The organism is Xylanimonas allomyrinae, from assembly GCF_004135345.1.
Taxonomy (GTDB): domain Bacteria; phylum Actinomycetota; class Actinomycetes; order Actinomycetales; family Cellulomonadaceae; genus Xylanimonas; species Xylanimonas allomyrinae.
Window position 1 is genome coordinate 1477785 of the sequence record NZ_CP035495.1, and the last position, 19252, is coordinate 1497036.

Below are 19252 nucleotides of genomic sequence, written 5' to 3' on the forward strand. Positions count from 1 at the left end.
CCCGCCGTCAGGCGCCGCGCAGCGCCCGGCGTTCCTCCTCCATCGCCAGCACCGCCTGGAGCGCGTCGCGGTGGCCCGCGGCGTCGGCGTCCGGGTCGAGGCGCAGCAGCCGGCTCTTGGCGTCGGCGATGCGCCGCGTGAGACCCAGGTCGAGCAGCGCGCGCACCACGTCTACGACGAACCGCCCGATGGCGTCCTCGCGATCCTCGGGCAGCGGCGCGACGGCGAGCTCGTCGACGAGCCCCGCCACCGTCTCGCCCGCCTGCTGGGCGACCGCACCGACCCAGGCCGCCCCCGAGAGCGTGCGGCCCACGGCCACGCCGCCCGCCGCGCGGATGGCCGCGTGCACGGCCCGCCACGCCGGAGCCCCGAACGCGTCCTGGTCGAGCGTGTCGAACGCCGGCGGGACGTGCTGCGGGTACTGCAACGCGGCGACCAGGGCCATGCGCTCGGTGCGGGCCACCGGGTCGCGCGGGTCCGGCAAGGGCAGGGTGCGCGGCGCAGGCGCCTCCCCTGTCTCCCCCGGCGGCACCGGGCGCCGCGGCACCGACGCCGGGCGCTCCGCCGCGCGCGCGACCTCGCGCCGCACGTCCTCCGGGTCGATGCCGATCCACCGCGCGAGCGAACGCGTGTAGCCGAGCTGCATCGCCCGGTCGCGGATGCCGGCCACCAGCGGCGCGGCCTCGCGCAGCGCGCCGACGCGCCCCTCGACCGTGTCGAGGTCGTGCCCCTCGACGCCCTTGCGGATCACGAACTCGAACAGCGGCACGCGCGAGTCGACCAGGGCCCGCACCGCCTGCGGCCCGCGCGCCAGCCGCAGCTCGCACGGGTCCATCCCGCCGTCGGCGACGGCCACGAACGTCTGGGCGTGGAACCGCTGATCCTCGCCGAAGGCACGCACGGCCGCCTTCTGGCCCGCGGCGTCGCCGTCGAACGTGAAGATGATCTCCCCGCCGAGCGAGGCCCCCGACGCGAGCTGGAGCCCGCCGCCGCCCGCGAAGTCGCCCAGCAGGCGCCGCACCACCTTGGCGTGGTCGGCGCCGAAGGCGGTCCCGCAGGTCGCCACCGCGACCTCGACCCCGCTCAGGTGCGCGGCCATGACGTCGGTGTACCCCTCGACCACCACGACGCGCCGGGACTGCGCGATCGCCTTCTTCGCCAGGTCGATCCCGTACAGCACCTGCGACTTCTTGTAGAGCACGGTCTCGGGCGTGTTGAGGTACTTCGGCCCCTGGTCCTCGTCGTACAGGCGCCGCGCGCCGAAGCCGACGACGGCGCCCGTCGTGTCCCTGATCGGCCACACCAGGCGCCCCCGGAACCTGTCGTAGATGCCACGCTGCCCCTGCGAGACGAGCCCGGCGGCGAGAAGCTCGGCCTGCGTGTACCCCTTGCCCTGAAGGTGACGCATGAGCGCGTCCCACCCGGTGGGCGCGTACCCGACACCGAACCGCTCGGCGTCGGCGCGGTCGAAGCTGCGCTCGGCCAGGAACTTGCGCCCCGCGGCGGCGCCCGGCCCGACGAGCTGCTCGGCGTAGAACTCGGCCGCGACACGGTGAGCCTCGAGCAGCCGCTGGCGGCGGCCCGGCTCCTCGCGGCGCGCCGGACCCGACGCCCCGCCGCCGCGCGCGTCCTCGTAGCGCAGCTGCACGCCCACCCGGTCGGCCAGGTACTCGACCGCCTCGGTGAAGCTCAGCCCGTCGGTCTTCTGCACATAGGCGATGACGTCGCCCGACTCGCCGCACCCGAAGCAGTGGTAACGCCCGACGCCGGGCCGCACGTGGAACGACGGCGATCGCTCGTCGTGGAACGGGCACAGCCCCTTGAGCGAGCCGACCCCGGCCGGTTTGAGCGTGACGTGCGCCGAGACGATCTCCTCGATGCGCGCGCGCTCGCGGACCGCCTCGACGTCCTCACGCTTGATCAGGCCGGCCATGTGCGTGCACCCCCCACGATGCGGGCGTGCCACTGCATGGCCGACACGTCGGTGAGCGAGGCGACCTGGTCGACGACGACGCGCAGCCGGGCGTCGTCGTCGGCGGCTGCGACCCAGTCGGCCGCGAACGCGGGCTCGAGCGCGACCGGGGCACGGTCGGCGAGCACCGCGACCAGGTCGGCGACGATCTCCCGCTGGGCAAGGTAGACCGGCTCCTGCTCACGCGGCGCCATGACGTAGGCGACGGCCACGCCCTTGAGCGCGAGGATCTCCAGCGCCGTCTCGTCGGGCACCACAAGACGAGCCGAGTAGCGCGTGTGCGGACCCGGGCCGTACGCGGCGCGCGTCGCCGCCTGCGCGGACCCGCTGAAGCGCCCGATGAGCGAGCTGGTGAGGTCCTTGAGCCGGGCCAGGCCCCGGCGCGAGCCGTCGACGTCGGTCACGAGCAGCCCCGACTCGCGCAGCCGCGCGAGCGCGGCCTCGATCGCGTCCGCGGTGTGCCAGCCGCCGTACCAGTCCTGCACGGCCTTGACGACCCGGGCCCGCTCGTCGGCCGACTCCAGCAGCCCCAGGTCGAGGCGGCCACCGACGACGGCGTCCTCCACGTCGTGCACCGAGTAGGCGATGTCGTCGGCCAGGTCCATGACCTGCGCCTCGATCGAGCGCACGCCCGCGGGCGCACCCTGCCGCAGCCAGGTGAACACAGGCTCGTCGTCGGGGTAGACGCCGAACTTGGGCGTCGCCGTCCCGTCCGGACGACGCGGGCCCGCGCCCAGCGCCCACGGGTACTTGACCGAGGCGTCGAGCGAGGCGCGCGTGAGGTTGAGCCCGGCGCCCTCGACCTTGGGCTCGAGGCGCGCGAGCAGGCGCAGCGTCTGGGCGTTGCCCTCGAAGCCGCCGATGCCCGCCGCGACGGCCGCGAGCGCCCGCTCCCCGTTGTGCCCGAACGGCGGGTGCCCGAGGTCGTGCGTGAGGCAGGCGGTATCGACCAGGTCGGGGTCGCAGCCCAGGGCGCGGCCCATCTCGCGCCCGATCTGCGCAACCTCGAGCGAGTGGGTCAGGCGGGTGCGGACGAAGTCGTCGGTGCCGGGCGTGAGCACCTGCGTCTTGGCGCCGAGCCGGCGCATGGCCGAGGAGTGGACGACGCGTGCGCGGTCGCGCTCGAACGGGGTGCGCGACTTCTGCTTGGGCGGCTCCTTGACGTACCGCTCGACGTCGGCGTCGCCGTAGGCGCGCGTGGCCTCCTCGCCCTCGGCCGGACGCGGAACGCCGCCGACGACGTCGGGGTCGAACGCGCCCTGCTCGAACGTCTGCACGGACGTCATGCTACGGGCGCGAAGGCCCGTGGCGTGCCCGTGCGCCAGGAGGGACGCTCGGGTCGGACAGGCGCGGGTCGGACAGCCTCGGCCTCGATTCGCGTCCGCGGGGCAGACGGCTCGGGTCGCGACCGTAGCGTGGTCGCATGCCCCTCCCGCCTTCCGACGCGTCCTCCCCTGCGCCGGGGCGGTTCGCGCGCCGCATCTCGGCCACCCAGATGGTGGCCCTCCTGCTCGCGTTCGTGCTCGTCGCGGGTGCGGGCGGCGTGCTCGCGGCCGGCCTGCTGCTGCCTGTCGCGCACGGCGCGCGCAACGTGACCGACACGTCGATGGCCGTCTTCGACGAGGTGCCGTCGGTGCTGGAGCGCACGCCGCTCGCGCAGGCGTCCACGGTGTACGCGGCCGACGGCCAGCACCTGGCGACGTTCTTCGCCCAGAACCGCATCGTCGTGCCGCTCGACGAGATCTCGCCGCACATGCGCAACGCCGTCGTCGCGATCGAGGACGAGCGGTTCTTCGAGCACGGCGGGGTCGACCCGCGGGCGCTCGTGCGCGCGGCGGCCAACAACGTGCTGGGCCGCCCCACGCAGGGCGGCTCGACGATCACGCAGCAGTACGTCAAGAACGTGCTGATCGACGTGGCCTACCAGGCCGGGGACCGCGACGGCGTCGACGCGGCGCGCGAGGAGAGCCTGGCGCGCAAGGCGCGCGAGGCACGGCTGGCGATCGAGCTCGAGAACACGCTGTCGAAGGAGGAGATCCTCGAGGGCTATCTCAACATCGCGCAGTTCGGGCGGCGCAGCATCTTCGGCGTCGAGACCGCGGCACGCTTCTTCTTCAACACGACGGCGGCCGAGCTCACCCCGGTCCAGGCCGCGACCATCGCGGGCATCACGAACGCCCCCAGCCGGTTCGATCCGACGGTCGACCCGCGCCTGTCGGAGCAGCGGCGCAACATCGTGCTGGGCCGCATGTGGGCGCAGGGGTTCCTCACCACCGAGGAGCACGACGAGGCGCGCACCACTCCCCTGGAGGACACGCTCGACGTCACGCCGGTGCCCGTGGGGTGCCAGGCTGCGGGCGGTGCGGCGTTCTTCTGCGACTTCGTCGTCGCCACGATCCGCAACAGCCCCGAGTTCGGCGAGACGCAGGCCGACCGTCTCGACCTGCTGCACCGGGGCGGTCTGCGGATCACGACGACGCTCGACGTCGACATGCAGGCCGCGGCGGCCGAGGAGGTCCTCGCGCACGTCCCGGCGGGCAACTCGGCGGGGCTCGAGGCGGCGATCGTGGCCGTGGAGCCCGGCACGGGCAAGATCCGCGCGATGGCGCAGAACACGCCGTTCGACGCCGCGCTCGACCCGGCTCCGGGCACGACGGCCGTCAACTTCTCCGCCGGCCCCGCGCACGGGTCGTCGCGCGGGTTCCAGTCGGGGTCGACGTTCAAGCCGTTCCTGCTCGCCGAGTGGCTCCAGCAAGGCGGCACGCTGCACGACACGGTCAACGCGGCACGCGTGGTCCGCCCGATGAGCGCCTGGAACGCCTCGTGCACGCAGCTCGGCGGGCGCCCGTGGGGTCCGGCGAACGCGGAGGGCCGCCTGCACGGCAACATCTCGGTGCTGCGTGCCACGTACGCGTCGGTCAACACCGCGTACGCGACGATGTCGACGCAGCTCGACCTGTGCGGGCTGCGCGACACCATGTGGGACATGGGCTTCCGCCCGACGACGCGCCCCGGTGCGGGCGGCGCGGTCACGCTCTTCGACCCGGCGCCCGCGGACATCGAGATCACCCCGGCGATGATCATGGGCACGCAGTCGACGTCTCCGCTCGACCTCGCGGCCGCGTACGCGACGCTCGCGGCCGGTGGCACGCACTGCGAGCCCGTCGCGATCACACGCGTGGTGGGTCCCGACGGTGCGGACCTGCCGGTGCCGGCGTCGCGCTGCACACCGGGTGCCCTGTCGCCCGAGGTCGCGGCGACCGTCACGCATGCGCTGGAGCACGTGATGACCGACGGGACCGCCCGGGCCAGCCGGCTCGCCGGCGGACGCGTGTCGGCCGGCAAGACGGGCACCACGCAGGGCTCGTCGCAGACGTGGTTCGTCGGCTACACCCCGCAGCTCGCGACGGCGGCCTGGGTGGGCGAGGCCTCGGGCGAGACGACGAACTTCAACATCACGCTCAACGGGCGGTTCATCCGCACCCTGTTCGGCTCGACGGTCGCGGCGCCCATGTGGCAGTCGTTCATGGACCGCGCCCTGGCCGACCAGCCGATCGTCCCGTTCCCGGCCCCCGACCCGTCGCTCGTCGGCACGCCCCGCCCGGCCCCGCGGCCCCCGCAGCAGCAGGCCCCGGCCGAGCAGCCTGCCGACCCGTCGCTCCCGGCCGGCCCGGCCCCCGCCGACCCGCCCGCGGCCCCTGCGGCCGACGAGGAGCCTGCAACCCCTGCGGAGTGAGCGCCCGCGGCGGCGGGCCGGCGGTCGTGTCGTACCCACGGCCACGGCCCAGGGCGCGGCGCGTTCTCCGGGCCAGACATCGCTCCCGGCCGGGCACGTTCCCAGGCGCGCTCCCGCTAGATGAGTGATTCCAAGGGGTCAGTGGTCGTAGGCGGTGAGGCTGCGGCGGGTGTTGGCTCCGATGGTGTCGTTGTGCCAGATCGGCATGCGGTTGGAACCTGCTGGCTGAGCGCAGCGTCGTGGGCGTCCTCGTACTCGACCGGGGTGGTCGGCCCGAGCGTGCCGTGGGCGTCGGGGTGGGTCTGTCAGCGGTCTTTGAGGGCTTGGAGCGTGGGTGGGCGCCAGAGGCTGGTGAGGGTGATGAGGGCCAGGGCGGTGGCCGCGGAGGCGAGGCCGTGTGCAGTAGCGGTTCGCAGGATGGTGCTGGCGGGTAGGGGCAGGGCGTGGGCGGCGAGGGCGGCCCACAGGGTGCCCCAGGCGGTGCCGACGACGATGGGGATGGCGGCTTCGAGGGCGCGCAGGGTCACGCCTGCGGGCCAGGGCATGCCGAGGGTGGCGTAGAGGGCTGATCGCTGCCGTCTGGTCCAGGTGATGAAGGCGAGCAGGAGCCCGGCGGCGGCTCCGGCGGCGAGGCTGGCGTGGCGGGTGGGACGGCTGGCGAACTCGCGGGCGGGGTCGGGGCCGAACTCGCCGACGGGGACCTGGCGTTGGACGGTGACGTCTGCGGGTTCGGTCTCGCCGAGGAGTGCGGGCAGGACGGCGGTGACAGTATCCAACGCTGCGGGCTGCGCGCGCACGATGCATTCGTCGGCGGTGCCGATGGGGCGGCGGGGATGATCAGGGTGCTGTCGGCGCCGTCGCCGAGCCGGCCGAGGTTCGCGGTGCCGGCGGTGGTGAGCAGTTCGGCGGGTGGTTCCCAGAGCTCGGATGCCATGCCGTGGTGTGCGGGGAGGAGCTGGATCTGGGTGCCGGTCTGCCAGGACCAGCGGTCGAGCGCGCGCACGGAGGTGAGGATCTGGCCTGGTTGCAGGGTGGGGGCGTCGATGACGTCTTCGAGGCCGGGGGTGGCGGTCATGACGTTCTGCGGGTGTCCGGGGCGCCCGGCGAGGCGTGCCTGGTGGGTGGTGACGGCGGACGCGGCGGTGACGCCTTCGATGTCCGCGATGGCCGCGCAGGCGCGGGCGTCGATGCGGCCGTCGGTGTGGGTGGCGCGCACGATCTCTCCGCCGGCGTCGAGGAAGGCGCGTTCGGCCGCGACAACACGTGCGATGGCGGTGAGGTCGGCGAAGGCTGCGGCAGCGGTCACGAGGGCCACCGCGATCAGCAGGGCGCCGTAGAGGAACGGTGCGGCGAGGGTGTTGCGTCCGGCCTCGCCGAACGCGTGCCGGGTGGCGCGCATCAGGTCACCACCCGTCCGTCGTCGATGTGGACGACGCGGTCGCAGCGCTGGGCAACGACGGGGTCGTGGGTGACGACGACCAAGCCGCGGGCGGTGAGGCCTGCGGGGGCGGTCGCGGGGTTGGTGGGCGTGGTGGTGCGGACGCCGTCGAAGAGGGCGTCGAGGACGGTGTCGGTCGAGGTACGGTCGAGCTGTCCGGTGGGTTCGTCGGCGAGGATGAAGGGCCGGCCGGCGACCAGGGCGCGGGCGGTCACGACGCGCTGGACCTCCCCGCCGGACAGGACCCGGGTGCGGGCGCGCATCCGGGTTCCCAGCCCGACGACGGCCAGGGCGTGGGCGGCCCGGTCGAGGGCGGCGGCCCGGTCGAGGCCGGCGAGCTCGGCGGCGATCGCGACGTTGTCGAGGGCGGTGCGTTCCGGGAGCACGTTCGTGGTCTGCAGAATCCACGCGGACGCCTTTGCGAGGGGCATGGTGGTGGGTGCCCCGGCGTCGTCGGTGACGAACACGGCGCCGGTCGAGGGGGTCGCGAGCCCGCCCAGGACGGACAGCAGGGTGGACTTCCCGGACCCGGACGGGCCCAGGATCGCGACCGTCTCGCCCTGGCGGGCGTGGAAGTCGGCCCGGTTCAGCACGGGGGTGGCCCGGCCGGGGAAGGTGACGGTGACGGCCTGGGCAACGAGTCGCACGTCAGCCCTGACACGCGGGCAGGCCCGCGAGCTGGTGCGGGTTGGCGAGCACGGTCGTCAGGCCCGCATCGAGCGGGACCTGCACGGTCGCGCCGCCACCACCGACGACGGTGACCGCGACCGGCGGCGAGGACTCGTCCGGGAAGATGCACACCAGCCCGCCCTCCCCGGACACCACCGCGGAGGCGGGCAGCACCGCGACCCCGTGCCCCTGCGCGGCCCGGATCTGCCCGGCGCCCTGCTCGACCATGCCCAGGGCCCCGACGAGCGCGGCGACATGCTCAGGGTCGGTGATCGCCCCCGATCCGGGCACGTACGGCACCACGGCGCCGCCGACGACCAGCTCAGGGTCGTCACCGAGGTCCGCTACCAGGCCGCCTTGCGGTTCAGCGACCGCCACCGCGCCCGCCGCGGCCGGGCCGGTCACCACCGGGTCACCGGCCGCGAGCGTGGCCCCGACCGGCGCGTCCACGTGCGCGACCGGGAGCGGGGAGTCGCCCACCCACACCACCCATGCCGGGTCGAACACGGTCGTCGACCGGGGCAGCCCGATCGACTGCGCGAACGAGCGCACCCCCGCCGTGGTCGCCGGACCGAACCGATCCGTGGCCGGACCGCTCAGATGCCCGGTCGTGATCAGGAACTCCTGCAACCGGGTGACGTCCTCGCCGCGCGCCCCGCTACCCAGCGGCCGCCACAGCGGGGCATCGCCCAGCATCGCCACCACCGGGCGGTCATCGACCACCATCACGGTCACACCGTTGTCGAGCACCGCACCCACCTGCGCCGCGCCGGTAACCGTGCCCGAGGTCGACGACGTCGCCACGAACGCCTCACCGGGGACCACCTCGAGAGACACCATCATCGACGCGCGCCGCTCGGCCCGCTCCACGGGCACCACGACCGGTGCCACCGGACGCCCCGCCTCCGTCGGATCCGGAACGCCGACCACCGCAGACCACGCCCCAGGCCCAGGGCGGGCACGGCGAGCAGCGCGCCGATCACCACCCAGGCGTGCCCTTCACGCGGCGTCCGCACCCCCGACGGCTTCCCGCGAACACTGCGCCCGGCATGGTCGTCAACCGCGGGGTCGGGTTGCTCGTCGGGCGCGCCAGCATCCACCGCGGGAACAGGCTCGTCACCAATCATCGTCCACGCATCCATTGTGTCGGCCAGACCAACGGCATCTGCACTGATCCATGACCACGCTAGAGCACCACCGGCAACACCAGGTCCGACTCGGCTGACAATGCACGCCACATTGTCTGTCAATCCCGCCTCGACTCGACGAGGCCAGGCCAGGCCAAGCCAGACCTCCAGGCTCTATTGACGCCGGGCTGGAGTTCAACTTCCACCAGCACGGGCCCGGGCGCCATGGCCAGGGCATGGTAGGGCCCACCGCTCGAAGATCACGCGGCGCATGATCCAAGACAAGAGGGTCCGAATGCAACGAGTTGCGCAAGCAATCGCAGTAGCACTCATTAGCGCAGGAATGATCGAGAACGATCCGCTGGGGCGCTGCCGCGGCAGCGCTCGCCTGTGTCACCGTGCTCGCATCCTGTGCGTCCGCACCCAGCGGGCCGCCACCGAGAACGCAGACACCCGAGGAGGCGTCCGCGGCGGCACTCCTCGGATTCCACCAGCGCGCCATGAACGCCCGCGTAGCCGAGTCGCAGCTCGCCATTCTCGGGCAAGAGACGGTCACTCTTGACGACGTCCTCGCCGCGGCCGAGACGGCCCTGCAGTGCATGCGCGATGCAGGCCTTTCTACAAGCGGTCCGCACGTGGTCCCCGCCCAGAACCAGGAACGCATCGAGTACTCGGTGTCGACAGCACCCGACGGCACGACCACCATCATGGACGCCTGCTACCAACGGTATTTCGAGTTCGTGGACCTCTTCTGGCAAACGTCAACGCCTGCAGAGTTCGCGTTCGAGATGCGACGAGAGGACGCGCTATTCCTTCCGCTGCTCGAATGCGTACACAACATGGGTCTTGACGTCGTTCCTGACCCAACTTGGGACGAGCTCTGGGATGCGGCGATTCGTCCCTTGCTAGGGCCAGACTTCGACCCGACCGATCTCTTGGAATCACTCATCTAGGCGAGGAACGCGCGGCGGAGCCTGTTCGGATCGCGCCCCCTCGGGCGCTCCTGGTGTCTGGTCGACACACGAACCTCCCCGCCTGCACTACGGTCGCCTCACCGGTGAGCCGCGTCGAACGGCCGGCGCGCCACGGAGGACTCATGGAGGCATGGATGACCGTCGCTGGTAGTCGCCCGATCTGCGATCACCCGGGGTGCCCGGAGCCCGCGACCAAGGGGATCTCGACCGGACCGCGGCAGGGAATGCTCTTCTGCGCGCAGCACGTCGCGGTCCGCCCGGCCGCGCCGTCCCCGGCGCGCGCCCCGGCAGGCGCGTACAACTCCCCGCTGCCGGTCTCCGGGTTCGTCCTCGCGTTCCTGGTCCCCTTCGTCGGCATCTTCGTCTGCCGCTCGCAGATGAACCTCGCCGCCCACGAGGGCAGGGACAACCAGCTCGCGCGGGCCGGCTTCTACTACTCGGCCGTGGCGCTCGCGATCGCGGGGGTAGCGGTCGTGGCCTACGCGCTGGTGATCATCGGCGTGCTGGTCGCCGTGCGAAGCTGACGAGCGGCTCGCCATCCTCGCGCGAGCGCATCAGGCGAGCCGCCAGACACCCACCGCGGGTCCGGCGCCACCGACCCGGACGCCGTCGGGCCCGGCCGAGAGCGACGGGGTCGCGACGTACGACCCGCCGTACAGCAGCTCGGGCGCCTGCGTGCCGAGCACCCACGGCGGCAGCGTCGCACCGGACCACGGGCCGCGCGCGACGACGACGAGCACGCGCTCGTCGGGTGTCTCGCGCACGAACGCGACGGCGTCGTCCTCGGCCACGGCCCAGCGCAGGCCGCCGTCGCGCAGGGCACCGCAGTCGCGGCGCAGGCGTGACAGCGAGCGGAACACCCCGTACGTCGTCAGGTCCCAGCGCGGACCACCCGTGGCGGCCTGGTCCCAGGCCATCGTGGTGCGGGCGTGCTCGCCGTTCGAGCCGACGGCACCCGTCTCGTCGCCTGCGAACAGCATGGGCGTGCCCGGATAGGCGAAGAGCATCGCGGCGGCGAGCTCGACGGTCTCCGCCGACCCCAGGAGCGAGCGGACGCGCGGCGTGTCGTGCGAGCCGAGGATGTTCCACTGGGCGGCGGCCACCTGCCACGGCACGCGCGAGGCGAAGTCGCGCATGGCCGCGACCATGGCACGGCCAGGGCCGCGGCCGTAGGGCACGGGCAGGCCGAGGTGCCGGTACCCGGCGGCCGGGTCGGCGAGCCAGCCCCACACGGGCCGCGAGAAGCCCGAGTAGTTCATCGACGCGTGCCAGCCGTCGCCGGGCAGGTCGCCCGTGTAGTCGTGGAAGTGCTCGGCGATGAGCGCGCCCTCGGGTCGCAGCTGCGTGATGCGCTCGCGCAGGCGCTGCGCGACCTGGAGCGCGCGGTCGGCGACCCCGTACCGGCCCGTCATGTTGGCGACGTCGACGCGCCACCCGTCGAGCTCGTACGGTGCCTGCAGCCAGCGTGCGATGACGGAGTCGTCGGCGTCGACCATGCGGCGCCACACCTCGTCGTTCGACCAGTCGAGCTTGGGCAGCGTGTGGTGACCCAGCCACGAGACGTACCCGGGCTGGTGACGGGGGTCGATGTCGGCGCCGTCGGCGGGCACGTCGCCCGAGCCCGCCCACAGGAACATGCCGTGCTCGGGCGAGCCCGGGTCCTGCTGGGCACGCGCGAACCAGTCATGGCCGAGCCCCGTGTGGTTGGTGGTGACGTCGCCCATGACGCGCAGGCCGCGCGCGTGCGCCGCCGCGGTGAGCCGGGCGAACGCCTCGTCGCCACCGAGCACCGGGTCGACCGACCCGAAGCTCGACGCGTCGTACCGGTGGTTGGACCGGCCGGGGAAGATCGGCGTCATGTAGAGCGTGGTGACGCCCAGATCCTCCAGGTGGCCCAGGTGCTCGGCGATGCCGTCGAGGTCGCCGCCGTAGAGCTGCTGCGCCGTGAGCGGGGCGTGGGGCGCGGGCTCGGCGTCCCACGCCGTCGGCACCGCCCAGGCGGGCAGGGTGCGATCGCCGGCGCGCGCAGAGCGCGCGAACCGGTCGGGGAACACCTGGTAGACGGTGCCCGCGCCGAGCCACGCCGGGGCGGGCGGCGCCGTCGTGAGCCGGAAGTCGCCCGCGTCGGGGACGTCGTGCTCGTGCACGCCCGCACCGTTGAGCCAGCGGTACCCGCCCGGCGCGCGGGGCGCGCCGAGCAGGAACCGGTAGGGCGTCGGCTGGTTGTGCACGACGACGTCGGCCACGTAGGTGTCCTCGTGCTCGCCGGCACGGTCGAGGCGTGCCTCGGCCACGCGCGGCTCGCCGTCACGCACGGTGCGCAGCCACACCCCGGCGACGCCGGCCGCGTGCGGCACCCTGACCCGCACGGGCACGACGTCGCCGGCCTCGTGCCGGCCGGCCGGGACGTACCCGGCCGAGCCGTCGTGATGCGGCTGGTCGAGCAGGGTCATCCCTTGACCGACCCTGCGGTGAGCCCGCCGACGATGTACTTCTGCAGGAACAGGAACAGCACGAGCACCGGCATCGCCGCGATCACGGCACCGGCCGCGAACTGGCCCCAGTTGGCGTTGAGCTGGTCGGAGACCCACCCGAACAACCCGACCGCGAGCGTCCAGTTCCCCTGCGACTGCAGGACGATGCGCGCCAGGATGAACTCGCCGAACGAGGTGATGAAGCTGAGCAGCCCCACGACGGCGAGGATCGGGGCCACGAGGCGCAGCACGATGGTCCAGTAGATCTGCGCGTGCGTGGCGCCGTCGATCTTGGCGGCCTCGTCGAGCTCGATCGGGATCGTGTTGAAGAACCCGTACATGAGGAACGTGTTGACGCCGAGCGCTCCGCCCAGGTACACGCAGATGAGCGCGATCTTGCTGTTGAGCCCGACGACGGGGAACACCTGGCCGAGCGTCATGAGCAGCAGGAACACGGCGACGAAGGCGAGCATCTGCGGGAACATCTGGATGACCAGCAGCGCCGTCAGGCTCGTGCGGCGGCCCTTGAACCGGAACCGGGAGAACGCGTACGAGGCCGCGGCCCCCATGAGCACTGTGCCGACCGCCGTCGTGACGGACACGAACAGCGTGTTGCCGAACCACGTCCAGAACCGCGTGCCGCCCAGCGCCTCGAAGTTGTGGAAGCTGATCGTGCGGAAGAGCTGGTTGGAGCCCGTCATCGTGCCGCGCTCGGACAGCGAGGCGGAGATGATGAACACGATCGGGAAGACGGCGTAGACGACGGCGATGACGCCGACGACGTGCCGCCAGCCGAGCTCGCGGGCCCAGCGGCCCGGCTTCATCCGGGTGCGCAGCACCTGCGGCTGCTCGGTCGTGACGCCGGGCGTCGTGACGTGCGTGGCCATCACATGACCTCCTCGAGCTTGCGCGTCTGCCGGAACCCGATCGCGGAGATCGTGCCGACGATGATGAAGATGACGATCGACAAGGCGCTGGCGAGCCCGAAGTTGCGTGCTGCCGTGCCGTCGAGGCCGGACACCGAGTAGACCATCGAGATCAGGATGTCCGTGTGGCCCAGCGGAACCGCGACGTCGGAGAACCGTGGCCCGCCCCGCGTGAGCATGTAGATCAGCGTGAAGTTGTTGAAGTTGAAGGCGAACGAGCTGATGAGCAGCGGCGCCGTCGAGACCAGCAGCAGCGGCATCGTGATCGACTTCCACTGCCGCCACTTGCCGGCGCCGTCGACCTTCGCGGCCTCCATGACGTCCCCCGGCAGCGACTGGAGGGCACCGGTGCAGATGAGGAACATGTACGGGAACCCGAGCCACAGGTTGACGCCCAGCACCGAGAGCCGGGCAAGCCAGGGATCTGTCAGCCACGGGATCGCGGCTCCCCCGAGCAGCACCTGGTTGATGAAGCCGAACGACCTGTTGAGCATGCCGGACCAGATGAGGGCCGCGAGGAAGCCGGGGATGGCGTACGGGAAGATCATCAGGGTGCGGTAGATCTTGCGGCCCTTGAGGCGTTCGTCGTTGAAGACGATCGCGAGCAGGAGGCCGAGCAGGAACGTGGTCACCACGGAGAGGAACGCGAACGCGATGGTCCACACGAGGATGCGCACGAACGGCCCCGAGTAGCGGGCGTCGGTGAACGCGGTGATGTAGTTCTCGAAGCCGATGTTGACGCGCCAGCCGACGTTGAGCGTCGAGCCGTCCGGGGCCTCGAACATGCCGCGGTCGTTGGGCGAGTACACGGTGCCGGTGGTGACGTCGGTCATCGTCCCGGCGTCCTCGTCCCACTCCAGGGACGACATGAAGGCGAACGCGTTGCGGCCGTCGGTCGTGCGGATCGACCCGGACTCCGGGTCCTCCGACACGGGCACCCGCAGCTCGGTGACCTCGCGCTGGTGGTCGGTGACGATCTCCTGGAACGTCAGCACGCGCCAGCCGGGCACCGACGTGACGGTGCCGCCGTCGGCCTGCGCGCCGTCGACGCGCGCGAGCGGCTCGTCGGCGGTGCCGACGCACACGTCGCCGACCTGCGCGCCAGCGCAGATCGACACGTCCTGGGTGACGAGCGCGAAGCCCAGCTCGCCGTCGTTCTCGACGACGGTGATCGGGTAGGACGCCGACCCTTCGACGCGCCGCTCGTTCTGCGCGAGCAGCGCGGTGACCGCCTGCTCCTTGGTCCCGTTGTGGCCGTCGCCGAAGTTCGTGAACGACACGTAGACGGTGTAGCCGACGACGAAGATCTGGAAGACGAGAAGGAACGCCAGGCCGGGGTAGATGTACTTGCCCGGCAGCGCCCGCTTGGAGAAGTAGACGTAGTCGGCGGCGATCAGCAGGACCAGCAGGCCCCAGAACAGCCCCATCGCACCGGCGTTCCAGCAAGCGAGCAGGCCGTAGACGCCCAGGGCGTTGATGGCCGCCATGAGAACCAGCTTGACGATGAAGCCGGGTCCGTAGTCGCGGGCGTGCGACGTCCTGTGCCGCTTGCGCTCCGCCGGGTCGAGCTGGGGTGCCGTCGTGGGCATCGGTGCCTCCGCGAGGTCCAGGGGGTTCCAGGGGTGGTAGATCGAGTGCGTCAGGGCGTGGCCCTAGAGAGAACGGTGGCCCGCAGCGTTGATGCCGCGGGCCACCGTCAGGAGGCGAGGATCAGTCGATCGCGGCCTGGATGTCCGAGACCATCTTGTCCCAGGCGGCGACCGGGTCGCCGGCCTGGCCGGAGATGATCTGGGCCTGCGTGACGCCCCAGAAGGCCCACACGGAACCCATCTGCGGGATCGACGGCATCGGGACGCCGTCGGCGCCGACGGCACGGAAGCCCGCGACGATCGGGTCGGACGAGACGGCCTCGGCGGCCGCGGTCAGCGCCGGCGGACGGTTGCCGGCCTCGAACAGCGCGGTCTGCACGTCCTCGGTCGCCAGGAAGTTGACGAGGAAGTCGTTGGCGACGAGCGCGTTCTGCGACTGGGCCGACAGGTAGAAGCCCTGGACGCCGACGAACGGTGCGGCGGTCTCGCCACCGGCCGACGGGATCGGGTCGATCGACAGGTTCAGGCCGTCGAAGTTCTCCAGGGTCCACGGGCCGCCGATGAGGAACGGAGCCTTGCCCTGGGCGAAGGCGTCGTTGGCGATGTCCGACGTGATGTCGACCGAGAGGTTGCCCGCCTGGCCCTGCGCGGCCAGCCAGCTGGCGAAGTTGTGGCCGGGCTCGCCGCCGAGCTTGAGGACGGGGTTGTAGGAGCCATCCTCGTTCTGCTCGAACACCGGGGCGCCGAACGACGTCTGCAGCGGGTAGTAGTGGAAGGGGTCACCCTCGGTGCCGGTCTGGATCAGCACCTTGAACTCGGTGCCGGCGGCCGTGGCCGCCGCGATCGCGTCGTCCCACGTCGCCGGGGCCTCGGGGCGAGGTCGGTGTTGCGGATCAGGGCGATGTTCTCGATCGCGTAGGGCAGGCCGAAGACCTGGCCGTCCTGGGTGAACGCCTTGATGGCGACGTCCTCGAAGTCGCCGGCCTTGTCGCCCAGCTCGATGGGTGCGACGACGCCGTTCTGCGTCAGCTCGCCGAGCCAGTCGTGCGCGCCGACCGTGATGTCGGGGCCCTCGCCGGTGGGGACCTGCGCGATGAAGTCGGTGCGGATGTCCTCGAAGTTCTTCTGGACGACCTCGACCTGGGTGCCGGTCTCGGCCTCGAAGGCGTCGGCGGCGGCCTGGACGGGGCCGAGGCGGGTCTCGTCGACCCAGACGGTCAGCGAGCCGCCCGAGGCTGCCGGGGTGGTGGCGTCAGGGGTCGGGGTGGTGGCGTCGCCAGCGTCGCCGTTGCCGCCCGCGCAGGCGGTCAGTGCGAGCGTCGCCACGGCGGCGGCGGATAGAAGGATGCCACGTCGCATCGGTACTCCAGGGTGGTGGGAAACGATCTTGACACCGCTCACCGTAGGACGAGTAAAAGGCGGGTGCAAGGCGAGGTGCAAATTTGCATACGCCGTTGCACAGATCGCGCCAGCAAGGCAGGATCATCCGAGGTCTCGACGAGCGAGACCCTCGACGGAACAGGGAGGTCCCGTGACCGACGCCCCCGGCAGACCCCGGCTCGCCGACGTCGCCGCGTACGCCGGCGTCTCGACGGCGACCGTGTCACGCGTGCTCAGCGGCAAGAGCACGGTCTCGGCGGAGACACGCCAAACGGTGCTCGCCGCCGCCGACGTGCTCGGCTACGAACGCCCCCGGGTCTCGGGCACGCGCGCCGCAGGACTCGTGGGCCTCGTGGTGCCCGAGCTCACCAACCCGATCTTCCCCGCCATCGCGCAGGCCGCCGAGGCCCAGCTCGTCAAGGCCGGCTACACGCCGCTGCTGTGCGCCCAGTCCCCCGGCGGGACCACCGAGGACGAGTACATCGAGACGCTCAGCGAGCACGGCGCCGACGGCATCGTCTTCGTGTCCGGCCTGCACGCCGACTCCCTCGCCGGTCACGACCGCTACCGGGCGCTGCGGGAGCGCGGCATGCCGATCGTGCTCGTCGGCGGCTTCGCGCCCGACGTCGACGCACCCCAGGTCGCGACCGACGAGGCCACGGCCGAACGCCTCGCCGTCCGCCACCTGGTGGCCCAGGGCCACCGGCACATCGGCCTGACCCTCGGGCCCGAGCGGTTCGTGCCCTCGCAGCGCAAGCGCGCCGGGTTCGTCGACGCCCTCGTCAGCGCCGGCCTGGCGCACGACGTCACCGACGCCGGCACCCACGTGGCATCCACGCTCTACACTGTCGAGGGCGGCCAGGCAGCCGCGAACGACCTTCTCAACTCCGGGCACACCGCGCTCGTGTGCGCCTCGGACCTCATGGCTCTTGGCGCGATGCGAGCGGTCCGCTCGCGCGGACTGCGCGTGCCCGACGACGTCTCGGTGGTCGGCTTCGACGACTCCCCGCTCATGGCCTTCACCGAGCCGCCCCTGACGACCGTGCGCCAGCCCGTCCACGTCCTGATGCGCGCCGCGGTGTCGATGCTCCTGTCCGAGATCCGGGGCGAGCGCGTGACCCGCACCGAGCTGATGATCGAGCCCGAGCTGGTCGTCCGCGGCTCCACCGGCGCCGCCCCCGCCACACCCCCACGCATCGACCGAGGAGAACCATGACGCCCGTCCACGCGCCGTTCCCGACCGACGAGTGGTGGCGCACCGCCGTCATCTACCAGATCTACCCGCGCTCGTTCGCCGACGGCAACGGCGACGGCATCGGCGACCTTCCTGGCATCACGGCGCGCCTCGACCACCTGGCGGCACTGGGCGTCGACGCCGTCTGGCTCAGCCCCTTCTACCGCTCGCCGCAGCGCGACGCCGGCTACGACGTCGCCGACTACCGCGACGTGGACCCGCTGTTCGGCACGCTCGCCGACGCCGACGCGCTCATCGCGCGCGCGCACGAGCTCGGGATGCGCGTCGTCGTCGACCTCGTGCCCAACCACACGTCGTCCGAGCACGCCTGGTTCCGGGCCGCGCTCGCGGCCGCCCCCGGGTCGCCCGAGCGCGCGCGCTACCTGTTCCGCGACGGGCGCGGCGAACACGGCGAGCTGCCGCCCAACAACTGGACGTCGGTCTTCGGCGGGCAGGCATGGACGCGCGTCCAGGAACCGTCCGGACAGCCCGGGCAGTGGTACCTGCACCTGTTCGACTCCTCGCAACCCGACCTCGACTGGTCGAACCCCGAGGTGCGTGCCGAGCTGGAGGACGTGCTGCGGTTCTGGCTGCGCCGCGGCGTCGACGGCTTCCGCGTCGACGTCGCGCACGGTCTGGTCAAGGCCGACGGCCTGCCCGACTGGGCCGGCCACGTCGCGATGGTCGACGGCACCGATGCGGGCGCGCCCGAGGACGGGTCCACACCCGCGACCGAGAGCGGACCCATGTTCGACCAGGACGGCGTCCACGAGATCTACCGTTCGTGGCGCGCGGTGCTCGACGAGTTCGACGCCGACGGCGAACGCCGCTCGCGAGCCCTCGTCGCCGAGGCGTGGGTCGAGCCGCTGACGCGCCTGGCGCGCTACGTGCGCGACGACGAGATGCAGCAGGCGTTCAACTTCTCGTTCCTCACGTCGCACTGGGACGCCGCCGCCTACCGCGCCGTCATCACCGCGTCGCTCGAGGCGCTCGACGCCGTCGGTGCGCCCGCCACGTGGGTGCTGTCCAACCACGACGTGGTGCGGCACGCGTCGCGGTTCGGACTGGCGGTGCCCGGCGCGCGCCCCAACGGCGTGTTCGCGACCGACCCCCAGCCCGACGAGGCGCTCGGCCTGCGCCGAGCCCGGGCCGCGACGTTGTTCATGCTCGCGCTCCCGGGGTCCGCGTACCTCTACCAGGGCGAAGAGCTGGGCCTTCCCGAGCACACCACGCTTCCCGACGACGTCCGCGAGGACCCGGCGTACTTCCGCACGCAGCACGCCGAGGCGGGCCGCGACGGGTGCCGGGTCCCCCTGCCGTGGGCGGCCGGTGAGCCGGCGTTCGGGTTCTCCCCCACCGGGAGCTCCTGGCTGCCGCAGCCGGCCCAGTGGTCGACCTACGCCGCGGACGCCCAGACGGGTGTCGCGGGATCGACGCTCGAGCTCTACCGCGAGGCGTTGCGCCTGCGCCGCGAGCGCGCGCTGGGCGGCAACGGGCTGGCGTGGCTCGACGGGCACGATGCCGACGTCGTCTCGTTCCGCAGCGTCGCCACGGACGGACGCGACGTCGTCGTGCTGGCCAACCTGGGCTCGGCTCCGGCGTCCCTGCCTACCGGAGCCGAGGTGCTGCTGGCGTCGGCCGACCTCCCTGACGACGGGATGCTTCCCGCCGACGTCACGGTCTGGCTTTCCGCCTGACCGGGCCTGCCTGACCGGGCCTGCCTGACCCCGCGC

14 protein-coding genes and 1 pseudogene are annotated in these 19252 nt (G+C 72.4%); 5 read left to right on the forward strand and 10 right to left on the reverse strand.

Annotated features, from left to right (window positions below):
- Positions 1–7: 7 nt before the first annotated feature.
- Both dnaG and ET495_RS06830 read right to left on the reverse strand, forming a co-directional pair.
- Positions 8–1933, reverse strand: coding sequence for a DNA primase (dnaG, locus tag ET495_RS06825; RefSeq protein ID WP_129203686.1), 1926 nt, complete (start codon positions 1931–1933; stop codon positions 8–10).
- Positions 1921–3249 carry a deoxyguanosinetriphosphate triphosphohydrolase gene (locus ET495_RS06830; protein WP_245993354.1) on the reverse strand — a complete coding sequence of 443 codons (1329 nt, stop codon included), beginning with the start codon at positions 3247–3249 and terminating at the stop codon, positions 1921–1923. The genes dnaG and ET495_RS06830 overlap by 13 nt, the downstream gene beginning before the upstream one ends.
- Positions 3250–3395: 146 nt before the next feature.
- Between ET495_RS06830 and ET495_RS06835 the strand changes: the two genes are divergently transcribed.
- Positions 3396–5708 (forward strand): transglycosylase domain-containing protein, encoded by a 2313-nt coding sequence (locus ET495_RS06835; protein ID WP_129203690.1) that lies wholly within the window; start codon positions 3396–3398, stop codon positions 5706–5708.
- A gap of 305 nt (positions 5709–6013) precedes the next feature.
- On the opposite strand, the gene ET495_RS17585 is transcribed toward ET495_RS06835, so the two are convergent.
- The 4 genes from ET495_RS17585 to ET495_RS06855 are packed head-to-tail and all read right to left on the reverse strand — an operon-like array spanning position 6014 to position 8706.
- Positions 6014–6253, reverse strand: a complete 240-nt coding sequence (locus tag ET495_RS17585) for a hypothetical protein (RefSeq protein ID WP_162616389.1) — start codon at positions 6251–6253, stop codon at positions 6014–6016.
- A complete protein-coding gene (locus ET495_RS06845) occupies positions 6232–7107 on the reverse strand; it encodes a hypothetical protein (RefSeq protein ID WP_129203694.1) in 876 nt (291 codons plus the stop codon). Before ET495_RS06845 ends, ET495_RS17585 begins: the two co-directional genes overlap by 22 nt.
- Complete coding sequence (locus ET495_RS06850; RefSeq protein ID WP_129203696.1) at positions 7107–7793, reverse strand: ABC transporter ATP-binding protein; 687 nt, start codon at positions 7791–7793, stop codon at positions 7107–7109. Before ET495_RS06850 ends, ET495_RS06845 begins: the two co-directional genes overlap by 1 nt.
- Position 7794: 1 nt before the next feature.
- Entirely contained in the window at positions 7795–8706 is a 912-nt protein-coding gene (locus tag ET495_RS06855; RefSeq protein WP_129203698.1) for a peptidoglycan-binding domain-containing protein, read from the reverse strand.
- A gap of 736 nt (positions 8707–9442) precedes the next feature.
- Between ET495_RS06855 and ET495_RS06860 the strand changes: the two genes are divergently transcribed.
- Both ET495_RS06860 and ET495_RS06865 read left to right on the forward strand, forming a co-directional pair.
- On the forward strand, positions 9443–9895 hold the full coding sequence (locus tag ET495_RS06860) for a hypothetical protein (RefSeq protein ID WP_129203700.1): 453 nt from the start codon (positions 9443–9445) through the stop codon (positions 9893–9895).
- Positions 9896–10050: 155 nt separating this feature from the next.
- A complete protein-coding gene (locus ET495_RS06865; protein ID WP_129203702.1) occupies positions 10051–10440 on the forward strand; it encodes a hypothetical protein in 390 nt (129 codons plus the stop codon).
- Between the two features lie 30 nt (positions 10441–10470).
- Here ET495_RS06865 and ET495_RS06870 read toward each other — a convergent pair whose 3' ends face one another.
- From ET495_RS06870 to ET495_RS06885, 4 genes and pseudogenes are all read right to left on the reverse strand, one after another.
- The gene (locus ET495_RS06870) at positions 10471–12369 is read right to left on the reverse strand and encodes a glycoside hydrolase family 13 protein (protein ID WP_129203704.1); all 1899 of its coding nucleotides are present in this window, start codon (positions 12367–12369) and stop codon (positions 10471–10473) included.
- Entirely contained in the window at positions 12366–13277 is a 912-nt protein-coding gene (locus ET495_RS06875; RefSeq protein ID WP_129203706.1) for a sugar ABC transporter permease, read from the reverse strand. The genes ET495_RS06870 and ET495_RS06875 overlap by 4 nt, the downstream gene beginning before the upstream one ends.
- The gene (locus ET495_RS06880; RefSeq protein WP_129203708.1) at positions 13277–14905 is read right to left on the reverse strand and encodes an ABC transporter permease subunit; all 1629 of its coding nucleotides are present in this window, start codon (positions 14903–14905) and stop codon (positions 13277–13279) included. The genes ET495_RS06875 and ET495_RS06880 overlap by 1 nt, the downstream gene beginning before the upstream one ends.
- Before the next feature lie 121 nt (positions 14906–15026).
- Positions 15027–16264: pseudogene (locus ET495_RS06885) on the reverse strand (sugar ABC transporter substrate-binding protein).
- Between the two features lie 172 nt (positions 16265–16436).
- On the opposite strand from ET495_RS06885, the gene ET495_RS06890 reads away from it, so the two are divergent.
- Both ET495_RS06890 and ET495_RS06895 read left to right on the forward strand, forming a co-directional pair.
- On the forward strand, positions 16437–17501 hold the full coding sequence (locus ET495_RS06890) for a LacI family DNA-binding transcriptional regulator (protein WP_245993355.1): 1065 nt from the start codon (positions 16437–16439) through the stop codon (positions 17499–17501).
- Positions 17498–19216, forward strand: coding sequence for a glycoside hydrolase family 13 protein (locus ET495_RS06895; protein ID WP_129203712.1), 1719 nt, complete (start codon positions 17498–17500; stop codon positions 19214–19216). Before ET495_RS06890 ends, ET495_RS06895 begins: the two co-directional genes overlap by 4 nt.
- The last annotated feature ends 36 nt before the right edge of the window (positions 19217–19252 follow it).

What these genes read in the sequence shown, in the direction of transcription:
- dnaG (WP_129203686.1), bottom strand. Translation starts at nt 1,933, where the DNA reads ATGGCCGGCCTGATCAAGCGTGAGGACGTCGAGGCGGTCCGCGAGCGC.
- ET495_RS06835 (WP_129203690.1), top strand. Translation starts at nt 3,396, where the DNA reads ATGCCCCTCCCGCCTTCCGACGCGTCCTCCCCTGCGCCGGGGCGGTTC.
- ET495_RS17585 (WP_162616389.1), bottom strand. Translation starts at nt 6,253, where the DNA reads ATGCCCTGGCCCGCAGGCGTGACCCTGCGCGCCCTCGAAGCCGCCATC.
- ET495_RS06845 (WP_129203694.1), bottom strand. Translation starts at nt 7,107, where the DNA reads ATGCGCGCCACCCGGCACGCGTTCGGCGAGGCCGGACGCAACACCCTC.
- ET495_RS06860 (WP_129203700.1), top strand. Translation starts at nt 9,443, where the DNA reads ATGAACGCCCGCGTAGCCGAGTCGCAGCTCGCCATTCTCGGGCAAGAG.
- ET495_RS06865 (WP_129203702.1), top strand. Translation starts at nt 10,051, where the DNA reads ATGACCGTCGCTGGTAGTCGCCCGATCTGCGATCACCCGGGGTGCCCG.
- ET495_RS06870 (WP_129203704.1), bottom strand. Translation starts at nt 12,369, where the DNA reads ATGACCCTGCTCGACCAGCCGCATCACGACGGCTCGGCCGGGTACGTC.
- ET495_RS06875 (WP_129203706.1), bottom strand. Translation starts at nt 13,277, where the DNA reads ATGGCCACGCACGTCACGACGCCCGGCGTCACGACCGAGCAGCCGCAG.
- ET495_RS06880 (WP_129203708.1), bottom strand. Translation starts at nt 14,905, where the DNA reads ATGCCCACGACGGCACCCCAGCTCGACCCGGCGGAGCGCAAGCGGCAC.
- ET495_RS06895 (WP_129203712.1), top strand. Translation starts at nt 17,498, where the DNA reads ATGACGCCCGTCCACGCGCCGTTCCCGACCGACGAGTGGTGGCGCACC.